This is a genomic window from Haloarcula amylolytica JCM 13557, from assembly GCF_000336615.1.
Taxonomy (GTDB): Archaea; Halobacteriota; Halobacteria; order Halobacteriales; family Haloarculaceae; genus Haloarcula; species Haloarcula amylolytica.
This window is the reverse complement of sequence record NZ_AOLW01000006.1, coordinates 1-20,189: the sequence shown is the minus strand read 5'-3', so window position 1 is coordinate 20,189 and position 20,189 is coordinate 1. Positions and strand designations below refer to the sequence as shown.

Here is a 20,189-nt window from a genome sequence, read left to right as displayed (position 1 = left end):
AAGGTTTATATTGTTGAGGAGAGTACATGTAGTTGACCGATGGCCGACGAGGATGATGGCCTGATGTGGCCTCCGATGTTCAAGGGGATGCAACAGGCGAGCGAGAACGCGATGGAACAGCAACAGCAGCTGATGAAACAGATGTTCGCCAGCGGTGGCATGCCGAGTTTCGATATGAATCAGCTCGGTGCCATGAGTCAGATGGCGACGTTCAAGACCCGCGTGCAAAGCGGGGGTCGGATCAGCATCCCCGATGCGGAGCGAGAGGCGCTGGGCATCGACGAAGGCGATATCGTTCAAGCCGTCGTCCTCCCGGTCACTAACAACAACAACAGCGAGTAATCCAACAATGGTAGACTACACAACCCCCGTCACGACAGCGTTCGAGATGCAGCGTACCACGATCGAGCAGAGCCAGAAGGCGCTCGAACAGAGCGTTTCCTTCCAGAAGAACGTCAACAGCGCGGTCATCGACAGCCTCGACACGCAGGAGTCGGCACAGCGCCGCGGCGTCGAGCTCCAGCAGACCGCGTTCCACAGCTACCTCGACGCGATGGCGTCGACGATGCCCGGCATGACCGAAACCGTCGAACAGATCCGCGAGACCGTCGACGAGCAGTTCGACTTCCTGCTCGAGAACCACGCCGAGGTCTTCGACAACATGGAAACGGAGCTCACAGAGGGCGCTGACACCTACGACGAGATGACCGACGAGTACGTCACCGCCGTCAACGATCAGGTCGATATGCTCGTCGAGGCCCACGAGGAACTCGAAGCGCAGTCTGTCGAGGCCGCCGAGCAGTTCGGCGAGCAACTCGAAGAAGTGCAGGAGCAGGTCGAGGAGATTCAGGAGCAGGTCGAGGAAGTGCAGGCCGAAGCCGCCGACGCTGTCGACGTCGAAGCGTAAATACGACAGTCGGTTTTTTTGTGCGCCCGCCGCCGAGGTACTATTATGAGTAATACAAACGACATTCAGGAGGAATGGACGGAGATGGTTGAGGAGATGAACAGCGCGGTCGCTGACTCGATGGAGCAGAACATGAAGGCCCAGGCGGCCTTCGTGGAGTCGTGGGCCGACGCCGTCGAGGACACGATTCCCAAAGAAGAGGACCTTGCTGACGGGATGGACGGCTACAACCGCGCCTACGAGGAGTGGATCGACGCCGCCGAGCAGATGGTCGAGCGCTCGACCGACGCCGCACAGGGCGAGGACGTCGACCCCGCCGAATTCCGTGATATCTGGCTGCAGTCCGCCAACGAGGCGTTCAAACACGTCATGGGCACCTCGGCCTTCGCGGCCGCCAACGGCCAGCTCGTCGAGTCGATGATGGAGATGCAACAGGAAGCGGACGACCTGAGTCAGGACGCTCTGGAGCAAATGGGCTTCCCAACGCGCAACGATGTCGACGAAGTTGCTGAGCGGCTCGTCGAGCTTGAGCGCCGCCAGCACGCGGTCGAACAGAAGCTCGACCGCATTCTCGAACACATGGAAGAGTAACTCATGTCCAGTAACCCGTTCAATCCGTTCGAGGCCGCGCTCAACTGGCAGCGCAAGACGCTGGAGAACATGACCGACGCCGCCGAGACCAGTCAGATCGCCGACGAGCGACTGGAGCTGATGGAGTCCGTCGAAGTCGGCCAGACGCCAAGCGACGTCGTCTACGAGGAGAACAAGCTCGAACTCCTCCACTACGACGCCGAAGCCGCCGGTATCGAGGTGCCCGAAGAGGAGAAGGAGGACGTTCCGATCCTCATCGTCTACGCCCTCATCAATCGGCCGTACATCCTCGACCTGCAGGAGGAGCGGTCGGTCGTCCGACGCCTGCTCGAGGCGGGCCACGACGTGTACCTCATCGACTGGAACGAGCCGTCGCGGCTCGACCAGCACCTCACGCTCGATGACTACGTCAACCGCTACATGGACAACTGCGTCGACGTGGTCCGCGAGCGCTCCGGCCAGGACGCCATCAACATCCTCGGCTACTGTATGGGCGGCACGATGTCGGTGATGTACACCGCCCTCCACAAGGAGAAGGTCAACACCCTGGGCCTGATGGCCGCCGGGCTCTGTTTCGACCACACGGGCGGCGTCCTCGAAGAGTGGGGCTCCGAGGAGTACTATTCCCCGCAGGACGTCGTCGATACGTTCGGCAACGTCCCCTCGGACATGCTCGACATCGGCTTCGCGCTGATGGACCCCGTCGAGAACTACGTCACGAAGTACATCCGGTTCGCGGAGAACATGGAGAACGAGGGCTTCGTCGAGAACTTCGGCCGCATGGAGCAGTGGCTCGGTGACGGCATCGACGTGGCCGGCGAGGCCTACGTTCAGTTCCTCGAAGACGTGTACCAGGACAACAAACTCTACAAGAACGAGCTTGAGCTCAACGGCAAGCACGTCGATCTGGACAACATCGACATGCCTGTCCTCCAGCTCATGGGTGAGTACGACCACCTCATCCCGCCGGAGGCCTCCAAGCCGTTCAACGACGTCATCGCCAGCGACGACACCCGAACCATCGAGTTCTCGACGGGCCACATCGGCCTCTCCGTCTCGTCGTCGACCCACGCCGACCTCTGGCCCGAGGTCGCCGAGTGGTACTCCGAGCGCAGCACGGGGAGCGAGGAAGTCGATATCGAGGTCGAGTCCCCCGAAGCGGCTGAAGACGACGCGGTAGACCAGTCGGAACTCACCGATATCGACGTGGACGCGACTGACGATGTCGATGCCACTGAGGACGACGCCGACGCGGCCGACGATGTCGACGTCGATAGCGTCTCCGGTATCGGCCCGACCTACGCCGAACGGCTGCACGACGCCGGCATCGAGACGGTTGCGGACCTGGCCGAGTACGACGCGGCCGAACTGGCCGACATCACCGAGACCAACGAGTCCCGCGCGCAAGACTGGCTCGACCAACTGTAATCCGGGACGGTTTTTCTAGTCTCCCGCTGAACGACCAGCCATGCGCGTCTCGGTCATCGGCGGCTCGACAGTTACCGACGAACAGTACCAACAGGCACGCGAGGTCGGGAAACAGCTCGGTGAGCACGGCCACGATGTCGTCTGTGGCGGCCTCACGGGTGTGATGGAAGCCGTCTGTCGCGGTGCGAGCGAGGCCGGCGGCCACACTATCGGTATTTTGCCGGGCGAGCGCCGTGCCGCCGCGAACGACTACGTCCAGACAGCCATTGCGACGGGGCTGGGCAACGCCCGGAACGTCCTCGTCGTGCTGAACGGCGCGGCCGTCATCGCCGTCGACGGCGGCACCGGGACGCTCTCGGAACTCGGCCACGCGCTCGACATGGGGCGGCCCGTCGCCGGCCTGGGAACCCACCGCCTCGACAGCGCGGCTGGCTGCGACGCCATCGAACACGTCGAGACGCCCGCCGACGCCGTCGACTACGTCGAGTCCACCGTGCAGTAACCGAACTTTTTAGCCGAATACCCGCTTGAGAACCGCCGCCGTTGCGAGAAATGCGACGCCGAGCAGCCTGACCCGGCGACGGGACCGTTCCTGTGGTCTGAACTCCACTGCCAGCACCCAGCGATAGCCCAGCCGCGCTAGCGACAGCAACGTGCCGGGAACGAGCAGATGGAGCACACCTGCTAGCGCCGTTCCGGTCCACAGCAGCCGCCGTTCGGTCCCTGTCAGGTCCATACCGTGTTAAGGGGGCGCGCTGGTTTGACCGTGGCGTCTGCTTGCGAAGTGTGTACTGTCCGATATCTTCGATAATCGAAACAGCGTCGTCACTCACTCAGACTAAAGACAGAAAATGTAGAACCGCAACGATTCTTTGCGAGATCGACGGGCGAGGCAGGCATCCGCGGCCGAAGGCCGCGGTTCTCGGAATCGCCGCATCGCGGCGATTCCGCCTTTTTCGCCCACGTTTTTGCGCGGGGGTTGAGGGCGCGAAGCGCCCGAGGCCCCTGCGCAAAAAGGTGGCTTACATCATGCCGCCCATACCGCCGCCCATGCCGCCCATGCCGCCGCCCATTCCGCCGGGCGCGCCGCCTGGGCCGCCGGGTCCGCCTTCGTCCTCGTCGTCGTCGCCCTGGCCACCCTTGAGGTCGCCAGCAGCGATGACGTCGTCGATGCGGAGGATCATGACGGCTGCTTCGGTTGCGCTTTCGACGGCCTGGGTCTTGACACGGAGCGGCTCGACGACGCCGTCCTCTTCCATGTCGACGACCTCACCGGTGTACGCGTCAAGCCCGGAGGTGACTGCGCCACCGTCGTGCTTGCTGCGGAGGTCGACCAGCGAGTCGATCGGGTCGAGACCGGCGTTCTCCGCGAGAGTGCGCGGGATGACGTCGATGGCGTCGGCGAAGGCCTCAACGGCGAGCTGCTCGCGGCCGCCGACGGAGTCGGCGTGGTCTCGGAGACCGAGGGCGAGCTGGGTCTCGGGGGCACCGCCGCCGGGCAGGACCTTGCCGTCCTCCAGCGTAGCGGCGACGACGCCGAGCGAGTCCTCGATGGCGCGCTCGACTTCGTCGACGACGTGTTCGGTGCCGCCGCGGAGGATCATCGTGACAGCGCGGGCGTCCTCGACGTCCTCGACGAAGATGCGCTCGTCGCCAGCGATGTCCTTCTGGGCGACGGAGCCAGCGAAGCCGAGATCGTCGGCTTCGATGTCGTCGATGTTCGAGATGATGCGCGCGCCGGTCGAGCGCGAGAGGGCCTCGATGTCGGACTTCTTGGCGCGGCGCACGGCCAGGATACCTTCCTGAGCGAGGTAGTGCTGGGCCATGTCGTCGATGCCCTTCTGGCAGAAGACGACGTCAGCACCGGCTTCTTTGAGCTGATCGACCATCTCCTTGAGCTGTTCCTCTTCCTGGTCGAGGAACTGCTGGAGCTGGTCGGGGTCGGTGACGTTGACTTCGGTGTCGAGTTCCGTTTCCGGAACCTCGATGGCCGTGTCCAGCAGGGCAACGTCGGCGTCCTCGACGGCGAACGGCATGTTGTCGTGGACGCGCTCCTTGTCGACGATGACGCCTTCGACGAGTTCGGACTCGTCGGTTGCGCCGCCGACGACGGTTTCGATCTGGATGTTGTCGGTGTCGACGCTGCCGTCGTCGTCGACGACGGACTGTGCGGCGCGAACGACGAGTTCGGCGAGGATGTCCTTGGAGGACTCCGCGCCCTTGCCGGTCATCGCCGTCGCGGCGACCTTTTCGAGGGTCTCCGTGTCGTCGGCGTCGACGTCGATGGCGTTGTCCTCGAGAATCTCCTTGGCCTTCTCTGCGGCCTGGCGGTACCCCTGAGCCAGGATGCTGGCGTGGATGTCCTGGTCGAGGAGTTCCTCGGCCTTCGAGAGGAGTTCGCCGGCCATGACGACCGCCGTGGTCGTGCCGTCGCCCACTTCGTCTTCCTGGGTCTGGGCGACCTCGACAATCATGTTGGCGGCGGGGTGCTCGATGTCCATCTCGTCGAGGATGGTGACGCCGTCGTTCGTGACGACGACCGAGCCCGAGTTGTCGACGAGCATCTTGTCCATGCCCTTCGGACCCAGTGTCGTCCGAACGGCCTCGGCGACGGCCGTCCCGGCCGTGATGTTCATCGACTGCGCGTCCTTTCCGGATGTCCGCTGGGACTCCTCGGAAAGTACAATCATGGGCTGGTTGCCCATCTGCTGTTGAGCCATAGTCAAACGATGATTGAATGTGATTCTATATAAATGCTACGGTGGGCGTTGGTGTATCGCCCTATTACACGCCACACTCGACGGTGTGATACCGAATAACGTGGGTGGTTTATATACCCATTCAGGGCCGCTCAGCGGCCCATTCCGAACCGACGGTGGCGCAGCTCGGGGGTGATCTGGATGCGGGAGATGTCCTGCCCGGTTCGGTACCAGACGAACGCCGCCCTGGTGAACAGTTCGCGACACTCGATACGGACCTCACGGGGGTTGCCCTCGGTCCGCTCGTGGATGTCCTCGATTGCGGCCCGTGTGAACAGGTCCGGGGCCTGCCCCTCGTAGGGTTCGCCCCGGAAGTACGAAAGCGAGCGGGCGGCGTACTCGGCCACGTCGTCCGGCGAGAACGGGTCGATGCCCTCGTAGTAGCGAAGCCGTGAGTCGAGCGTTCCCCGGATCTCCGCGACGCGGCGCTTCCCCTCCGGCGTCCCGGTGAGGAACAGGCGGACGCCGGCGTCGCCGGCCACCTGCAGCGGCGACAGCAGGTCCGCCTCCAGCACCTCGATCTCGTCGACGACCAGCAGTAGCGTCTTGTCGTCCTCGCGCACGCGACGGACGATTTCGTGGACAGCGTCTTTCGCTTCGGCGGTCGCCCACGGAATCCCGTCGCGGACCTGCGAGTAGTTTCGCTGGTCGATGGAGTAGCCCGCGGCGTAGGCGGCCGTCAGAACCGTCTGGTACAGTTTTCGCGGCGTCGTCTCGCGTGGGTTGTCCAGATGCGTGATGACAAAACCCTCGTGTTTCGAGAGGTCACGGAGGACGATTTCCCGGAAGGCCGTCTTTCCGGTGCCGTAGGGACTCACTAACCCGATGTGCTGGTCCTGAAGCAGCCAGGACGTGACCTGGTTCAGCATCTCGGTGTCGTGGCGGACGTACAGCGGCTCGGGCATGTGGTCCAGCCCGGCTTCCTCGGTAAACGGGAGGTCCGTCACGGTGTCGGCGGTGTCGCCCAGCGCCTCGCCGAAGGCAAGTAGCCGCTGTTCGACCTCCTGCAACTGGTCCAGTAGCACGCCGGCGGTAGCGCTCTCGGAACGTTCTTCTTCCTCGGACCGGAGCGATTCGAGCCGGTCCATTACCTCGGAAACCGACTGTCCCGCGCCGCTGGTCCCCGGTTGCTCTGTGTCGTCCACCACGGCTATCTCTCTCAGTGTTGCCCGTCCGGCGCGTTATATGTTACGCCCCGAATTTCGGGGAAGATAACGCGGCGTACCTGCATTAAAACGGGAGCGGGAACGGAACCGAGCCGTAGGCGTACCCTTCCATGCTGCCGTCCGGTCGGGCGCGGAAGACGATGGTCGGCGAGTAGCCGACATCGGGCTGTTCGCCGTAGACCCGCCGCCAGTCGTCGTCCGGGAAGGAACTGCAGTCGACGACGAGGACGGCTCCGGGGTGGGCCGCTAGCTGGTCGCGGGTCTTGGCGTCACCGGACGCTTTGACCGCGGCGATACCGGTGTTGACCTGTCGTCGGGACGGCGGCCGTGGGCGGGTGACCTCCACGAGCGTGTCCTCGACCCGGAAATCGACGGAGTGGCCCGAGTTCAGTTCGACCTCGGGTCTGATGTCGTTGCCCGCGTCGACGAGCAGTTTGGCGACGTTGAACTCGCCCATCGTCGCTCGCATCCGCGAGAGGTCAAAACCCTCGCTGGTCCCGAGTTTGCTCGCCATCGTGTAGCGGTAGTCGTCGAGTTCGCCGGTCGCGAGGAAGTCGTCGTAAAACGCCAGCCCGTCCGCCCGGTCGGCGTCCGGGAAGCCGCCGGCGTGGTCCCGGAAGAACGTCCGTGTCGACACCCGGCCGTCCTTCGAGAGAAACACGGGCAGGAAGAAGTGCGCCAGCGTCTCGTACTCGGTGAGCCACGGGTCCTCCACCTCTAACTGGGCGAACAGCTCCCGCTGGACCCACTCGCTAATCTCGTCGGGCACCTCGTCGAACGTGTACTTCTCCGTTCGCCACAGCGTCTCCGGGGTCTCGGTGTTCCCGACCCAGTACGCGCGCTGGCCGTTCCAGCAAAACAGCGCGAGGTCGCCGTTGTCCATCTCTAGTCGGCGCGCGGCCCACCCCTCCGGCGGGGCGAACCACGGACCGTTCATCGTCGCACCGAAGGTGTTCTGCAGCGGCGTCAGCAGGTCTGTCCGGACCCGCTTCTCGCTCCATCGCTCGTTCGACCGTCGCAGACGTAAGGGACCAGCCACGGGTGCGTGTAGACGGTCAGTGGTCTTGGGCGTTCCGCCCTATCGAGACACCCCGATTCGGACTGTTCGACCCCTCTGTAGGTCGTGTGGTACGGTTTCTGGGACCACCGTTACATTGATAGTCACTACCAGCCAAGTTTCACTGTGGTAACCTATGTCGATGGGAGCGTACGACGACGACGAACACGAACGCCGTGAACGCAAGAACAGCGAGGTCGACCTGTCGGAAGACGACGACCGGAGCACGTACCACGGGAGTGTCGACTACGACGGTGACGAGTCGACAGAAGAGCTGCTCGACCAGTTCAAGCAGATCAACTCTGACTGACGGCGGCCGTTCTCGACCGGTAGCGCAATAGCCCGACAGAGGCGGCCGTCACGACTGTGACGGCTATCACATGGCCGACCAGCGCCGCGAGCAGTACCGGCTGGTCGAGCACGAACGGAACGAGCACGAGCTGGAGAACCCCAAAGCCCCATATCTCCAGATCCGCACGGATGAACACCCGTGCCGTCTCGGGGTCGAACCGGTAGCGTGCTGACCGCCAGAGCCCGGTGACGCTGGCCCACCAGCCCGTGCCGATGCGGTAGCTCACGTCCCAGAGGATGAGTAGGGTCAGATACACCACCAGTACCGGCGGCTCCGACCCGAACAGCTGGCCCAGAAGTGGCGTCGAGCTGACCTGCGGGTCGAAGACGAATAGGTGGGTGAGCAGGGCGACGTACGCGAGGACGGACAACACGACCTCGACGTTCGAGGCGAACAGCAGCGCGCGGTAGGTCGGCGGCACGTCGATACGGCGGATGAGCGTGCTGATACGGAGCATCTCGGCGCTCCCGATGGTGGCGACGAACACGACGACCGTTCCGGCGATTGCGGCGCTCCAGACCTCGTAGTACCACGACAGAGCGACGATGGCGACCTCGAAGATGAGGAGCTGTATCGCCATCGCTGCCCACGTCGGTAGCCGAATCCCCGGCAGCGCGCCGATGATGCTCTCGTACACCCACGTCTCGCCGTACTCCGGGCGGGCGCTGTCGCCGCTCATCTGCCTGCACCACCCGTGGCCGCGGCCGCCTGCGCCGTTTCGCGACTCCGCGGCTCGCTGAGGGCCAGCCAGACCGCGTCTGCGAACGGCGTCAGGTCGACCGTGAACTGTGCCTGAGCGGCCTCGGTGTCCGCGACCACTGGCGTCTTCAGCCCGTGGATGAGCGGCCGGGCGACGCTCGATGGCACGTCGGTCAGTAGACCGACCCAGTACGCAGACAGCTTCGGCGTCAGCACCGGTATCGGCACGATTTTCGGCTCGCCCGTGCCCATGATTCGCCCTGTCCGCCGCAGTATCTCCGCGTAGGTCAACACCTCCGGGCCGCCAATCTCGTAGGTCTCGCCGGCCGTCTCCGGCGTGTCGAGCACGTCGACCAGGTACGCGATGACGTCGTCGATAGCGATTGGGTGGCAGTCGGTCCGGACCCAACGCGGCGTCACCAGCACTGGTAGCCGTGTCGTCAGTTCGCGTATCATCCGAAAGCTCGCTGAGCCCGCGCCGATGATGATGGCCGCCCGGAACGTCGTCAGGTCGTACTCGCCCTCCTTGAGGAGGAACTCGACTTCGCGGCGCGACCGGAGGTGCTCGGACAGCGTCTCGTCGTCCTCGCCGAGGCCGCCGAGGTAGACGACTCGGTCGACGCCGGCCGCGTCGGCCGCCCGACGGAAGTTCCGCGCCGCGCGCCGGTCCCGCTCGGCGTAGTCGGTCCCGGCACGCATCGAATGGACGAGGTAGTACGCGACGTCGATTCCGGCGAGGGCGGCATCGAAACTGCCCGCGTCGAGCAGGTCGCCTGTCGCCACGTCGACGCCGTCGGGCGGGGCGTACTCGCTCGGGTCGCGAACGAGCGCGCGGACGCTGTGGCCGGCCGCGAGGAGCGCCGGGGCGAGGTGGCCCCCGACGAACCCCGTTGCACCGGTCACGAGGACGTGCATACCCTTCCTGCAGGACGGGACGCGGTTAAAACCGTGGCCTGTTCGTGTCGCCCGTCAGGACTGTCGAACGAGCGGCTCGTACCAGTCGCGGTTGTCGCGGTACCAGTCGATGAACTTCGCGACGCCCTCCCGGATGGTGTGGTCCGGGTCGTAGCCGAGCAGTTCCTCGGCGCGGTCGGTCGCGGCGTGGGTGTGCTCGGCGTCGGCGTCGTGGCGTTCCTCGTAGACCAAATCGAGGTCCGGGTCGATCTGGTCGCGGATCTCCGTCGCGAGCGTCTTGATTTCGATGTTGTCCGTCGACCCAATGTTGATTGCCTGGCCGTCGGCGGCGTCCTCGTGCAACAGCGTCATGTTCGCGTCGATGACGTCCTCGATGTAGGTGAAATCGCGCGTCTGCGTGCCGTCGCCGTAGATGACCGGCGGCTCGCCGTTGTGACACCGGGAGACGAAATTCGAGATGGCCATGTTCGGGCGCATCCGCGGGCCGTAGACGGTGAAATATCGCAACGCGACGGCGGGCAGGTCGTACACCTCGCTGTAGGCGCAGGCGTAGCGCTCGGCGGCGAGCTTCGACGCGCCGTAGGGCGAGACGGGGGTCGTGGGATGTTGCTCGTCGTAGGGCAGGTACTCTGGCTTGCCATAAACGGAGGAGGAGGAGGCCATCACGAACCGCTCGATGCCCTCGTCGCGGCAGGCGTCGAGGAGGTTCAGCGTGCCGTCGACGTTGACCTCGTCGTATTTTCGGGGGTTCTTGACGCTCGGGCGGACGCCGGCCTGGGCGGCCTGGTGGTAGACGTAGTCGGCGTCGGCGACGAGGTCCGTCACTAGCTCCGCGTCACGCACGTCGCCCTCGATGAACTCGTAGCTGCCGTCGCTGTTCCGGGCGGCCGCCTGTCCAGCTTCGATGTTGTGTTGCTTGATATCCAGATCGTAGAACGGGTCGCGGTTGTCCAATACGACCACGTCGTGGCTGTCGGCGGCGAACCGCTGTGCCAGGTGGCCGCCGATGAACCCGGCACCCCCTGTGACCAGTATTTGCATTATCTGGACGGTGCCCATCGGACGACAAAAGTATGTCGAGAGTTAACTGCACTGAACTGTGCGAAGGGGCCAGCTACCTTGAAGTGTATACAGCGCATAAAAACTCGCTAATGGCCTCTAGAGCCTGCGACGGGTGCGATACGAACGTTTCGATAGCCGGCGGCATCGCCAACATCTGGTCGCAGGAGTCCAGGCCGACCGAGGGAATCGTCCTCGAACTCGGCGACGACACCGAACACTTCCTCTGTTACGACTGCATCGACCAGCTTCCCGACGACCGCGAGGTGACGGCGGCGGACGTGGCCGCCCTTTAAGTCGTCACGTCTCCCGTTCGAATCCGGGCGTCCACCGCGTCACGCGCTCGTCGATTCCAAGACGGCCGTCGCGCCAGCGGAGAAACGCCAGTAGCAGGAGGCCGCCGACGACCACGAAGAGCGAGTAGACGATCCCTTCTTCGCCCATCCAGCGCGCGGGGCCGACGATATCGACTGCGATCAGTTCGGGCGTCCGTTGTGAGTGGCCGAGACCGAACACCGCGCTCTGGGTGAAGTTGTACCAGGCGTGAAAGCCGATCGGGAGGGCGAGGTCGCCGGTGAGGACGTACGCGCCGCTCAGGACCAGTCCGGCGAGCAGGTAATAGCCGTACTGGCTCGGGTGGTCGACCTTCCCGCCGTGCAGGAAGGCGAAGACGAGCGAACTCGCGAGCACCGCCACGCCGACCGCGGCCCACCGCGGGACGGGCCCGTCGGCCCCTTCGGCGAGGTTCTTCAGCATCGCCCCACGGAAGACGATCTCCTCCCACGCCGACGCGAGGGCGACGTAGCTGAAGACGACGGCCATCGCCGGCAGAAACGGGAGATCGCCGGCTCCCTCCGCGACGCCGACGACAGTGGCCCAGCCCGCGCCGACTGCGACGGCGAGCGCGCCGGCATTGATGACGGTCGCTATCGCGCCGCCGACGGCGAACGACCGCCACCAGTGACGGTCGAGCGACAGGCCGTACTCGCCGACGGGTCGGCGGTCGAGGACCCGCGCGCTGACGAACACCGTGGCGACGAGGACCACCCCGATCCCGGCCGCTTCGAGCGGTTCTCGGATGGGGTGCGTGAATCGGGCCCGAACGACGCTCTGTAGCGCCGCGAGGGCGAGAAACGACAGCACCGCCGGGAGAACCGCCCGAAGCGGCGCTCTGAGCCTGTCGTCCATGCTGTTCCAGATCGGCCAGGCGAGGCGAGAGACAGTCCGCTCGACGACGCTCGGGGTCGTCCGGCTGTCTCTTTGCTCCGGTGACTTGGGTGGCATGTCCGGACGACCGGCCGGGACCGACGTATCACCGCGGGCACTGCTTCTGATTCGGAAGCCAGTGGACCGTTTTTATTGCGTCTCGCTCGCTGGAAGCGAACATGGACGCGGTCGGCGACGACGAACTGCTCGCGCTGCTCGAAGACGAGTACGCGCGGGCCATCATCGCCGAACTCACCACCGGACCGATGTCCGTCTCCGAACTCTGTACGGCCTGCGAGATGTCCGACCCGACGGCGTACCGCCGCCTCGACCGACTGGAAGCCGCCGACCTCGTCGCCGAACGGCAGGCCGTCGACCCCGACGGACACCACTACAAGCGCTACGTCGCGACCGTCGACGAAGTGACCGTCACGTTCGCCGACGGGTCGTACGACGTGGCTGTCACGCGGTCCTCGTCGGACCCGGCGGATCGATTCACCGACCTGTTCGAGGGGCTGTCCTGAGATGTTCGCGACGCTACTGCAGATACGCACGGGTGGAACCGATCCGGAAACTGCGCTGGCCGTCGTCGCGCTGTCGATACTCTCCGTCTTGCTCTCGGCCGCCATCGCCGTCGTCCTCGTCCGCGGCTATCGTCGCGGGCCGGGCCGGACGGGCATGCTGACGCTCGCCGTCGGGCTTCTCCTGCTCACGACTGTACCGGAGATCCTCCGCATCGCGCTCCCCACGGCCACCGGCGTCGGCGTCGTCCGGCGCTCGCTCCTCGTGAGTGCCTGCGAACTGCTCGGGCTCGGAACGATCCTGTGGACCGTCTACGGGGGTGAGTCGTCGTGACGGTCCCCTTCGACCTGCTCGCGCCGGACGCCGTCGCGGAACTCTCGCGAGCCCTGACGGCCGTCGTCGGACTGTTCGTCGCGTCGCTGGCCTACCGGGGCTATCGGCGCAACGACGCGCCGAAGATGCGGTGGCTCGCCGTCGGAATCGGGTCGCTGACCGCCGGCGTCTACGCCGCCGTCACCGTCGCTGTCTGGGCGGGCGCTGGGGCTGGCATTGTGTTGCTCGTCAGGGGTCTCGTGACCGTCGCAGGGCTCTGTGCCGTGCTGTACGCGCTGCTCGTCGAGTGACTTCAGATAAGAACAAGTGTCAGATGTGGTCGCCCGAAGGCGACCGGAAATCTGCCTTAGTTGCGGACGACGTTCGTCGCGCGGGGGCCCTTGTCGGCCTGTTCGATGTCGAATTCGATCTCCTCGCCTTCTTCGAGGTCAGGGCCGCCAACGTCTTCCATGTGGAAGAAAACGTCATCGTCCGCGTCCTCAGTCGAGATGAAACCGTAACCGCCTGTGTCGTTGAAGAAATCAACCTTACCGTTTGCCATTGCAAATATACGTACAGGGGGTATATGTATAAGACTTCCGAGAGTACCAGTGCCACGACCGTGTGTCTGTGAACACGACTCACACCCGTCATCTCGGCTAGCCGCCGACGCTCATCCGACGACAGGAAAGGTTTAGGCCGCCTCGTCCGTTGCTTTCTCGCGTGTACCCCGCGCGGATTACCGACGAGTTCCCGGCCCCGTCCTACCGGGGCAACCAGAAGCAGGCCCTGGCTGACATCCGTGCGGCCTTCGAGCGCGGCAAGGACGTGGTCCTCGTTCGCGCCCCGACCGGTAGCGGCAAATCGCTGCTCGCTCGGGCTATCGCCGGGTGTGCCCGGACCGCCGGCGAGGCCGCCGCCGAGCAGGTCATCGACGCCTACTACACCACGCCGCAGGTCTCCCAGCTAGACGACGTGGCCGAAGACGCCCTGCTCGAGGACCTCTGTGTCATCCGCGGGAAGAACAACTACGACTGCATCCTCCCCGGCGAGACGGACACACCGGTGAACCAGGCCCCGTGCGTGCGCGAACGGAAGTTCGATTGCCAGGTCAAGCACCGCTGTCCGTACTTCTCCGACCGCGCCATCGCCTCGAACCGGCGCATCGCCGCGATGACACTCGCGTACTTCATGCAGACCGCCGGCAGCGACGTGTTCGGCAAGCGCGACGTGGTCGTCATCGACGAGGCCCACGGTTTGGGCGAGTGGGCTGAGATGTACGCCACCATCGACCTCTCGCCGCAGTCCATCCCGATGTGGAACGACATCGACGTGCCGGACATCGACGGGCTGGACGAGGCCGTCGCCTTCACCGAACGCGTCGAGCACCTCGCCGAGCGCCGCGTCAAGGAACTGCGGAACAAGACGGAACTGACCGGTGAGGAAGTCGCTGAGCGGGACTCGTTGAACACGCTCCGTCAGGACCTGGGGTGGTTCCGCGAGGACTACACCGACACCGAGAGCGCGACCACCTGGGTCGTCGACCAGGCCGACGGCGAGAACGCCCCGGTGACAATCAAGCCGATGAACCCCGAGCGGTACCTCAAACACACCGTCTGGGACCGCGGCAACCGCTTCGCTCTGCTGTCGGCGACCATCCTCAACAAGGAGGCGTTCTGTGCCAACGTCGGCCTCGACCCCAACAACGTCGCGCTCGTGGAGGTCGGCCACACCTTCCCCGTCGAGAACCGGCCGCTGTACGACGTGGCCCAGGGGAAGATGACCTACGAGCACCGCGACGACACGCTGCCCGACATCGCCCGGACCGTCGTTCGCATCATGGCACAGCACACGGACGAGAAGGGGCTCATTCACTGCCATTCCTACGCTATTCAGGAGCAACTGAAGGACCTCCTCGACGACTTCGGCGTCGGCGCACGCGTCCGGACTCACGATAAAGAGGGACGCGATGGGGCGCTGTCCGCCTGGAAGCGCAGCGACAACCCCGACGTGTTCCTCTCGGTGAAGATGGAGGAGGCGCTGGACCTTGAGGGCGACCTCTGTCGCTGGCAAGTGCTGTGCAAGGCTCCCTATCCAAACACCCGCGACTCCCGCGTCGCCCGGCGGCTCGAAGACGACCAGTGGGGCTGGTACTACCGGACGGCACTGCGGACGGTCATCCAGGCCTGTGGTCGCGTCGTTCGTGCACCCGACGACTACGGGGCGACCTACCTCGCGGACTCGTCGCTGCTGGACCTGTTTGAGCGCGCCGAGCACGATATGCCGGACTGGTTTCGCGCCCAGGTCGACCGCCTCTCACAGCCCGATTTGCCGCGGTTCGCGCCGGACCAGGCGCTTTCGGCGCTCAGTTCGGGGACCAAACGCCGGCACGACCGCTCTCGGTCGCGGTCCGGGAACGGAAGTCACCCGCTTTCGGACGTGTGGGACTAAAAGAGGAAGCTCGCGCCGTAGACGAACGACGAACCGACCATCAGAATGACCAGAATAATTGCGAGTATCTGCTGTCTGTCCATGCCGTGTTCTTGATTACTGGCCTAGTTATGCGTTACGACCGTCTGTTCTGGGGCGTTATTCGTTCTCTAACCTTGGTTGCTTGCGTAAACCCGTCCTACTGGATCCGGGCGTCGACGACAACGTGGGCGACGCCCTCGCTGTACTCCTTGACTCGCCGAGTGTCCAGAATCTCGACATCCCGGTCGGCCTCGGCGACGGCCGCCTCCAGGCGCTCGATGGGGCGGTCGAAGACGAGGGCGTCCGGCGTCGCCTCGTGCATGTGGAGGACGCCGCCGGGCGCGAGGGCGTCCAGTGCGCTGTCGAGATACTCGTGGGAAGCGCCGGGCGGAGCCCGACTGTCCTCCGCGCGCGGCGCGGAGGCCTCGTAGTATCCCATCACTACCCGGTCGGCGCGCGCCTCCTCAGCGAAGCCCGGCACAACGTCTCGACAGTCGGCCCGATACGGGTGAACGCGCTCGTCCACGTCGTTGAGCATGACGTTCTCGACGAGGAAGCGAAACGCGGTAGGGTTGCGTTCGATGGCGGTGACGTGCGCACCGGCACGGGCCATCGGGAGGGTAAAGTAGCCGATGCCGGCGAACATGTCGAGGACGCGTTCCTCGGCGGAAACGGTATCGCCCATCCGCGCCCGCTCGGCTTTGTTCCCGGGCGAGAACATCACCTCGGCAAGGTCCATCGCGTAGCGCGTGCCGTGTTCGGTGTGGACCGTCTCGGTGTCGCCGGCGCCGGCGATGACCTCGACGCTGGGTTCGCGGTGCTCGCCGGAGATGCCGTGGCGGGCCAGCACCGTCTCGGCCTCGCCGTGGAGCGCCAGCAGCGCCTCGCCGACCTCCGCCGGTCTGGGGCTGTTGCCGATGTCGACCAGCACGACGGAGCCCAGCACGGCCCAAGAACTCGGAGCGGCATCGATTTCCTCGTCGGTCCAGCCGCGCTCCCGGAGGTGGTCGTCGAGGGTCTTGAGCCGGCGCTCGCCGACCTGCCGGACGACCTCCCGGAACTGCGTCTCCTGTGGCGGGGCGGTCACCGGAACCGCGACGCTGTCTGCGGTCCACTGGGTAACGCTTCTGGTGTCATCGTAGACGCCTTCGGCTCGCAGGGACTCGATAGCGACCTGCGAGCGAGGTTTGGCGACGACGGCAGCAAGGCGCTGGCCGTCCGTCTCGCCCGGCTCGCGGCTGGCACCCTCGTCACTCATCGGTATCCGTTTCGTCTCCCTCGACTGGGAGAATATGCAACCCGGCGTGGCTCTTCAGCACCGGAACTTCGTCGGTGTCGGTGTCGAGGTAGCCCGGCCGCGGGACGGTCTTGCTCTCGAACGTTTCGGGGTCAAGCACCTGAACAGCGTTGTCGTCCTCGACAGCGACCAAGGTCGTCTGCTGGCTGTCTTCACGGAAGCCCAGCCGGCGGGCGTCGGGTGCTTCGCCGGCCTCGAAACTGGCCTCGTAGTCCTCGCCGGTCGCCAGGCGAACCCCTTTGAGGTTCCCCTGGACCGAGCGGACCAGCACCGGCCCGTCGCCGTCCTCCGGGTCGATGACCTCGCCCTGTCGGTAGCGGGGCAGCCGGACGGCGTAGGTCATCCGGTACAGTTCCTGTCCGTCCTCGTCCTCGGAGATGAGACGCCGCGAGTCGGAGTACGAACCCCCAAGCTGGGCGGTGATGCGCTTGGCGATGCCCAGCCCCATCTGATTGGTCGAGATTTTCATGTCCAGCCCGTCGTCGACGGACTTCGTCTCGGTGATGAAGGCGTTGCGGTCGCCGGTCGCTTCACGGGCGGCGATGTACTCTTCTGCGATTTCTTCGGCCCGCTCGCGCTCGTCGTCGGTCGGGTCGCGCCCGTCGGCCCGTACCTGAACGATGCTGGCGAAGGAGCCGCCGGCGATTTTCCCGCAGCGCTTGCACGTCTGCCGGGAGATGCGGACGGGGACGGTCACTTCCTCGGTGACTGGCGTCCCGCGGATGACGCCGGAGAACTCCGCGTGCATCCGGATGTTGTTCTTGTCGAGTTGCTCGGGGGCGACCTGCCAGGCGACCGACTGGGCGTCGACGTGGATGCCGAGCGCCTCGCTGACCTGCTCGACGGCGATGTCGGTGTAGTCCTCCGCACCGATGTCGACCCAGCGGTTCCCCTTGTGGACCGCACCACATCGCGAACAGACCCGCACTTGGATGGTGTCGGGGGCATCCACCAGGTCGAACTCCTCGAAGTAGCAGGCGTCACAGAGGACGTGCTCGGAGTTGCGCTGGCCGCCAGCACCCGAAAGCTCCGGGCGCTCGTCGGTGCCCTCCGGTATCTCGTCACCGCAGCGTGGACAGAACTCTCCCGACCGGCTCATTACCGGTCCTACTGTACTGAACCGTTTAAGCCGTGTGTTCCGCCTGTCGAGGCACCACCCGCCGTGTGGCGCTTTCCCACGATAGCGAGGTTTTAGAGTGTCGACCGTCTATCGGGGGGCATGGAGTGGCAAACAGACTGGGGGCTCCGCGGCCGGATGGCCCTGACGATGTTCCTGCTGTTCGCGCTGTACATCGTCTTCCTCGGAGTGCTCGTTGTGGCTTTCGAGAACCTCGCGCTCATCGTGGTCGTCATGGGACTGTTCCTCGGTGCGCAGTTCTTCTTCAGCGACAAGCTCGCCCTGTACTCGATGGGAGCCCGGACGGTCGAACCGGAAGAGTACCCCGAACTCCACCGGACTGTCGACCGCCTGGCTCAGCAGGCCGACCTCCCGAAGCCGAAGGTCGCCGTCGCCGATTCTCGGGTGCCCAACGCCTTCGCCACCGGCCGGTCGAAAGACAGTTCGGCCGTCTGCGTGACGACGGGCATCATGGACACGCTCGATCAGGACGAACTGGAGGGCGTACTGGCCCACGAGCTGGCCCACATCAAGAACCGCGACGTGATGGTGATGACCATCGCGTCGTTCCTCTCGACGATTGCCTTCCTCATCGTCCGCTGGGGCTGGCTGTTCAGCGGCGGTCGAGAGCGCGGCGGCCAGCAGGTACCGGTCATCGTCGCCATCCTCATCTCGCTGGTCGTCTGGGTCATCTCGTTCCTCCTGATCCGGACTCTCAGCCGCTACCGCGAGTACGCCGCCGACCGCGGCGGCGCGATGATTACCGGCAAGCCCGCCGCCCTCGCGAACGCGCTGATGAAAATCGACGGCCAGATGGACAAAGTGCCGAAGGAGGACATGCGCGACCAGGCGGAGATGAACGCCTTCTTCATCATCCCCATCGACGTCGGCTGGATCGGCCGCCTGGCCAGTACCCACCCGTCGACGGAGAAACGTATCGACCGCCTGCAAGACCTCGAACGCGAACTCGAAAGTCGGTAACGTCTGTTTATTATCTGATTTGCCGTCAGTCGTCTACGCGATAGTGTGGATTCTCACCGTGACAGCTATACAGAGCCAGAAAGCCCCGGCTGTCTGAACTCGGGGGTGGTTCGAAAGACGCTACGCGTCTTTCGTCATCACGAGAGAGCTTCGCTCTCTCGGACGAACTCGCTGCGCGCTTCACTCACTCCGTTCGTTCCAGTGCTTACGTCGTCCGCCGTCGTTCAGCCAGCCGCCCCTTTCAGTCCCTCCTGTGGCTGATTGAGCAGCCGAAACGGGTGGGACTGAAAGGGGCGAGTCGCTGGGCGTACGAGGCGACGTAAGCACCGCAACGTAGTGAGTAGCGAGGGACCACAGGTCCCTCGGACCATGCGAACGGCGCAGAGCGCCGTGAGCAGAGAGCGCAGCGAGTCGCAGTAGCCCAGCGACTCGGGGCTTTCTGGCTGTTAGAACAGTTGTCCCTGTCTTCGTACGCAACCACAGCAACTAGTCGAGACGCAAACCACCTTGGGCTCCGGCCCATAGAGGCACACATATGGGATTGCTCGACGGACTCAAGAGCGTCCTCGGGGTGAAAGCCGAGGCAGACGCGACACGCGACGCCGACCCCGACGACCTGTTCGGGATGAGCACCGCCTACGTCACGATGGAGGCCGACCTGGGGTACGAGCCGACCGGCGAGGCGGCACTGTGTTTCGCCGACGTCGACAGCACGGACTTCCAGGACGCCGTCGACGAGGTCGAATCCATCCTCGACGCTGGGATGGTCGAGACGGGAACGCGCGCGACTTTCGAGACCGACGACCATGGCTACCAGTGGGTCGTCCTGCACGATGACGACTTCGAGGACCTGCTCACGTCGATCCACTTCGCCGCGGACACGCTCGTCGAGCGCCGCTACGGGTCGCGCCTGCTCGCGGCGCTGTTCTCGTTCGAGGACGCGCGGGAGAACCAGACTGTCTACTGGGTGTACTCGTTCCGTCGGGGCGCATACTACCCGTTCGCGCCGGACCCCCACGACAGCCACGAGCGCAACACCTCCGCGGAGTTCAAACTGGACAGTAACCTCAGCGACGAAATCACCGTCGAGGACGACAAGGAGTACTGGTACCCGCTGTGGCCGGACCGCCCCGGCTACCATCCCTGGGAGTGAAATGATCGACGGCGGCGTCGCTATCGGTGACCATGTCCGGCCGGTCAAGCCCAGCCGCGACGGCCACACTGGCGAAATCGCGACGGGCGCTCGCGCCGATCTCGACGCGTTCGAGTCCGCCGAGAAACCGGAAACGAACAGCTCGCTGGCCACACTATCTATCACACGGCTCACCCTGTCTCTTATACACATCTCT

The 20,189-nt window shown here is 64.9% G+C and carries 24 protein-coding genes and 1 pseudogene; 14 read left to right on the top strand and 11 right to left on the bottom strand.

Translation table 11 applies throughout. The features are described 5' to 3' along the window. Positions 1-39: 39 nt before the first annotated feature. The 5 genes from C442_RS00410 to C442_RS00390 are packed head-to-tail and all read left to right on the top strand — an operon-like array spanning position 40 to position 3,428. Positions 40-342: an AbrB/MazE/SpoVT family DNA-binding domain-containing protein gene (locus tag C442_RS00410; protein WP_008306977.1), complete on the top strand. Its 303-nt coding sequence runs from the start codon at positions 40-42 to the stop codon at positions 340-342. A gap of 7 nt (positions 343-349) precedes the next feature. After that, positions 350-907 carry a hypothetical protein gene (locus C442_RS00405; protein WP_008306975.1) on the top strand — a complete coding sequence of 186 codons (558 nt, stop codon included), beginning with the start codon at positions 350-352 and terminating at the stop codon, positions 905-907. A gap of 45 nt (positions 908-952) precedes the next feature. Then, positions 953-1,498, top strand: a complete 546-nt coding sequence (locus tag C442_RS00400; protein WP_049942747.1) for a poly(R)-hydroxyalkanoic acid synthase subunit PhaE — start codon at positions 953-955, stop codon at positions 1,496-1,498. A gap of 3 nt (positions 1,499-1,501) precedes the next feature. Then, entirely contained in the window at positions 1,502-2,926 is a 1,425-nt protein-coding gene (phaC, locus tag C442_RS00395; protein WP_008306972.1) for a poly(3-hydroxyalkanoate) polymerase subunit PhaC, read from the top strand. 40 nt (positions 2,927-2,966) lie between these two features. Continuing rightward, positions 2,967-3,428 (top strand): TIGR00725 family protein, encoded by a 462-nt coding sequence (locus C442_RS00390; RefSeq protein WP_008306971.1) that lies wholly within the window; start codon positions 2,967-2,969, stop codon positions 3,426-3,428. 9 nt (positions 3,429-3,437) lie between these two features. Here the strand turns inward: C442_RS00390 and C442_RS00385 are convergent, their stop codons facing one another. From C442_RS00385 to C442_RS00370, 4 genes are all read right to left on the bottom strand, one after another. Then, complete coding sequence (locus C442_RS00385) at positions 3,438-3,662, bottom strand: hypothetical protein (protein ID WP_008306970.1); 225 nt, start codon at positions 3,660-3,662, stop codon at positions 3,438-3,440. Positions 3,663-3,948: 286 nt separating this feature from the next. Further along, complete coding sequence (gene thsA / locus C442_RS00380; protein WP_008306969.1) at positions 3,949-5,631, bottom strand: thermosome subunit alpha; 1,683 nt, start codon at positions 5,629-5,631, stop codon at positions 3,949-3,951. A gap of 146 nt (positions 5,632-5,777) precedes the next feature. Next, on the bottom strand, positions 5,778-6,773 hold the full coding sequence (locus C442_RS00375; RefSeq protein WP_008306968.1) for an ATP-binding protein: 996 nt from the start codon (positions 6,771-6,773) through the stop codon (positions 5,778-5,780). A 142-nt stretch (positions 6,774-6,915) separates the two neighbouring features. Then, the gene (locus C442_RS00370; protein ID WP_008306967.1) at positions 6,916-7,890 is read right to left on the bottom strand and encodes a DUF5784 family protein; all 975 of its coding nucleotides are present in this window, start codon (positions 7,888-7,890) and stop codon (positions 6,916-6,918) included. Between the two features lie 154 nt (positions 7,891-8,044). On the opposite strand from C442_RS00370, the gene C442_RS21965 reads away from it, so the two are divergent. After that, a complete protein-coding gene (locus C442_RS21965) occupies positions 8,045-8,218 on the top strand; it encodes a DUF5786 family protein (RefSeq protein WP_004516474.1) in 174 nt (57 codons plus the stop codon). Here C442_RS21965 and C442_RS00365 read toward each other — a convergent pair. The 3 genes from C442_RS00365 to C442_RS00355 are packed head-to-tail and all read right to left on the bottom strand — an operon-like array spanning position 8,205 to position 10,915. Further along, on the bottom strand, positions 8,205-8,939 hold the full coding sequence (locus tag C442_RS00365) for a DUF7530 family protein (protein WP_008306953.1): 735 nt from the start codon (positions 8,937-8,939) through the stop codon (positions 8,205-8,207). The two genes, C442_RS21965 and C442_RS00365, sit on opposite strands and share 14 nt — an antisense overlap. Beyond that, positions 8,936-9,874 carry an NAD(P)H-binding protein gene (locus tag C442_RS00360; RefSeq protein ID WP_008306951.1) on the bottom strand — a complete coding sequence of 313 codons (939 nt, stop codon included), beginning with the start codon at positions 9,872-9,874 and terminating at the stop codon, positions 8,936-8,938. The genes C442_RS00365 and C442_RS00360 overlap by 4 nt, the downstream gene beginning before the upstream one ends. 54 nt (positions 9,875-9,928) lie before the next feature. Then, on the bottom strand, positions 9,929-10,915 hold the full coding sequence (locus C442_RS00355; RefSeq protein WP_008306950.1) for an SDR family oxidoreductase: 987 nt from the start codon (positions 10,913-10,915) through the stop codon (positions 9,929-9,931). 110 nt (positions 10,916-11,025) lie between these two features. Here C442_RS00355 and C442_RS00350 point away from each other — a divergent pair, with 110 nt between their 5' ends. Beyond that, positions 11,026-11,229, top strand: a complete 204-nt coding sequence (locus C442_RS00350; protein ID WP_008306949.1) for a DUF7561 family protein — start codon at positions 11,026-11,028, stop codon at positions 11,227-11,229. 4 nt (positions 11,230-11,233) lie between these two features. Here the strand turns inward: C442_RS00350 and C442_RS00345 are convergent, their stop codons facing one another. After that, the gene (locus tag C442_RS00345; RefSeq protein ID WP_008306948.1) at positions 11,234-12,217 is read right to left on the bottom strand and encodes a CPBP family intramembrane glutamic endopeptidase; all 984 of its coding nucleotides are present in this window, start codon (positions 12,215-12,217) and stop codon (positions 11,234-11,236) included. Positions 12,218-12,318: 101 nt separating this feature from the next. Between C442_RS00345 and C442_RS00340 the strand changes: the two genes are divergently transcribed. The 3 genes from C442_RS00340 to C442_RS00330 are packed head-to-tail and all read left to right on the top strand — an operon-like array spanning position 12,319 to position 13,284. After that, positions 12,319-12,663: an ArsR/SmtB family transcription factor gene (locus tag C442_RS00340; protein WP_008306947.1), complete on the top strand. Its 345-nt coding sequence runs from the start codon at positions 12,319-12,321 to the stop codon at positions 12,661-12,663. 1 nt (position 12,664) lies between these two features. Beyond that, on the top strand, positions 12,665-12,994 hold the full coding sequence (locus C442_RS00335) for a hypothetical protein (RefSeq protein ID WP_008306946.1): 330 nt from the start codon (positions 12,665-12,667) through the stop codon (positions 12,992-12,994). Beyond that, positions 12,991-13,284: a DUF7521 family protein gene (locus C442_RS00330; RefSeq protein WP_008306945.1), complete on the top strand. Its 294-nt coding sequence runs from the start codon at positions 12,991-12,993 to the stop codon at positions 13,282-13,284. The genes C442_RS00335 and C442_RS00330 overlap by 4 nt, the downstream gene beginning before the upstream one ends. A gap of 56 nt (positions 13,285-13,340) precedes the next feature. Here C442_RS00330 and C442_RS00325 read toward each other — a convergent pair whose 3' ends face one another. Then, the gene (locus tag C442_RS00325; RefSeq protein WP_004516469.1) at positions 13,341-13,535 is read right to left on the bottom strand and encodes a cold-shock protein; all 195 of its coding nucleotides are present in this window, start codon (positions 13,533-13,535) and stop codon (positions 13,341-13,343) included. Between the two features lie 161 nt (positions 13,536-13,696). Here C442_RS00325 and C442_RS00320 point away from each other — a divergent pair, with 161 nt between their 5' ends. Then, positions 13,697-15,424 carry an ATP-dependent DNA helicase gene (locus C442_RS00320; protein WP_008306941.1) on the top strand — a complete coding sequence of 576 codons (1,728 nt, stop codon included), beginning with the start codon at positions 13,697-13,699 and terminating at the stop codon, positions 15,422-15,424. 178 nt (positions 15,425-15,602) lie between these two features. On the opposite strand, the gene C442_RS00315 is transcribed toward C442_RS00320, so the two are convergent. Together C442_RS00315 and C442_RS00310 are read right to left on the bottom strand one after the other, a co-directional pair. Continuing rightward, positions 15,603-16,703, bottom strand: a complete 1,101-nt coding sequence (locus C442_RS00315) for a class I SAM-dependent methyltransferase (protein ID WP_008306939.1) — start codon at positions 16,701-16,703, stop codon at positions 15,603-15,605. After that, positions 16,696-17,841: a 60S ribosomal export protein NMD3 gene (locus C442_RS00310; protein WP_008306937.1), complete on the bottom strand. Its 1,146-nt coding sequence runs from the start codon at positions 17,839-17,841 to the stop codon at positions 16,696-16,698. Before C442_RS00310 ends, C442_RS00315 begins: the two co-directional genes overlap by 8 nt. Before the next feature lie 120 nt (positions 17,842-17,961). On the opposite strand from C442_RS00310, the gene htpX reads away from it, so the two are divergent. The 3 genes and pseudogenes from htpX to C442_RS21780 all read left to right on the top strand — a co-directional run. After that, the gene (gene htpX / locus C442_RS00305; protein ID WP_008306935.1) at positions 17,962-18,840 is read left to right on the top strand and encodes a zinc metalloprotease HtpX; all 879 of its coding nucleotides are present in this window, start codon (positions 17,962-17,964) and stop codon (positions 18,838-18,840) included. A 535-nt stretch (positions 18,841-19,375) separates the two neighbouring features. Beyond that, positions 19,376-19,993 (top strand): PspA-associated protein PspAB, encoded by a 618-nt coding sequence (gene pspAB / locus C442_RS00300; RefSeq protein WP_008306933.1) that lies wholly within the window; start codon positions 19,376-19,378, stop codon positions 19,991-19,993. 1 nt (position 19,994) lies between these two features. After that, positions 19,995-20,189: pseudogene (locus C442_RS21780) on the top strand (hypothetical protein); the annotation flags it as partial.

What these genes read in the sequence shown, in the direction of transcription:
- C442_RS00410 (WP_008306977.1), top strand. Translation starts at nt 40, where the DNA reads ATGGCCGACGAGGATGATGGCCTGATGTGGCCTCCGATGTTCAAGGGG.
- C442_RS00405 (WP_008306975.1), top strand. Translation starts at nt 350, where the DNA reads ATGGTAGACTACACAACCCCCGTCACGACAGCGTTCGAGATGCAGCGT.
- C442_RS00400 (WP_049942747.1), top strand. Translation starts at nt 953, where the DNA reads ATGAGTAATACAAACGACATTCAGGAGGAATGGACGGAGATGGTTGAG.
- phaC (WP_008306972.1), top strand. Translation starts at nt 1,502, where the DNA reads ATGTCCAGTAACCCGTTCAATCCGTTCGAGGCCGCGCTCAACTGGCAG.
- C442_RS00390 (WP_008306971.1), top strand. Translation starts at nt 2,967, where the DNA reads ATGCGCGTCTCGGTCATCGGCGGCTCGACAGTTACCGACGAACAGTAC.
- C442_RS00385 (WP_008306970.1), bottom strand. Translation starts at nt 3,662, where the DNA reads ATGGACCTGACAGGGACCGAACGGCGGCTGCTGTGGACCGGAACGGCG.
- thsA (WP_008306969.1), bottom strand. Translation starts at nt 5,631, where the DNA reads ATGGGCAACCAGCCCATGATTGTACTTTCCGAGGAGTCCCAGCGGACA.
- C442_RS00375 (WP_008306968.1), bottom strand. Translation starts at nt 6,773, where the DNA reads ATGGACCGGCTCGAATCGCTCCGGTCCGAGGAAGAAGAACGTTCCGAG.
- C442_RS21965 (WP_004516474.1), top strand. Translation starts at nt 8,045, where the DNA reads ATGTCGATGGGAGCGTACGACGACGACGAACACGAACGCCGTGAACGC.
- C442_RS00365 (WP_008306953.1), bottom strand. Translation starts at nt 8,939, where the DNA reads ATGAGCGGCGACAGCGCCCGCCCGGAGTACGGCGAGACGTGGGTGTAC.
- C442_RS00360 (WP_008306951.1), bottom strand. Translation starts at nt 9,874, where the DNA reads ATGCACGTCCTCGTGACCGGTGCAACGGGGTTCGTCGGGGGCCACCTC.
- C442_RS00355 (WP_008306950.1), bottom strand. Translation starts at nt 10,915, where the DNA reads ATGCAAATACTGGTCACAGGGGGTGCCGGGTTCATCGGCGGCCACCTG.
- C442_RS00350 (WP_008306949.1), top strand. Translation starts at nt 11,026, where the DNA reads ATGGCCTCTAGAGCCTGCGACGGGTGCGATACGAACGTTTCGATAGCC.
- C442_RS00345 (WP_008306948.1), bottom strand. Translation starts at nt 12,217, where the DNA reads ATGCCACCCAAGTCACCGGAGCAAAGAGACAGCCGGACGACCCCGAGC.
- C442_RS00340 (WP_008306947.1), top strand. Translation starts at nt 12,319, where the DNA reads ATGGACGCGGTCGGCGACGACGAACTGCTCGCGCTGCTCGAAGACGAG.
- C442_RS00335 (WP_008306946.1), top strand. Translation starts at nt 12,665, where the DNA reads ATGTTCGCGACGCTACTGCAGATACGCACGGGTGGAACCGATCCGGAA.
- C442_RS00325 (WP_004516469.1), bottom strand. Translation starts at nt 13,535, where the DNA reads ATGGCAAACGGTAAGGTTGATTTCTTCAACGACACAGGCGGTTACGGT.
- C442_RS00315 (WP_008306939.1), bottom strand. Translation starts at nt 16,703, where the DNA reads ATGAGTGACGAGGGTGCCAGCCGCGAGCCGGGCGAGACGGACGGCCAG.
- C442_RS00310 (WP_008306937.1), bottom strand. Translation starts at nt 17,841, where the DNA reads ATGAGCCGGTCGGGAGAGTTCTGTCCACGCTGCGGTGACGAGATACCG.
- htpX (WP_008306935.1), top strand. Translation starts at nt 17,962, where the DNA reads ATGGAGTGGCAAACAGACTGGGGGCTCCGCGGCCGGATGGCCCTGACG.
- pspAB (WP_008306933.1), top strand. Translation starts at nt 19,376, where the DNA reads ATGGGATTGCTCGACGGACTCAAGAGCGTCCTCGGGGTGAAAGCCGAG.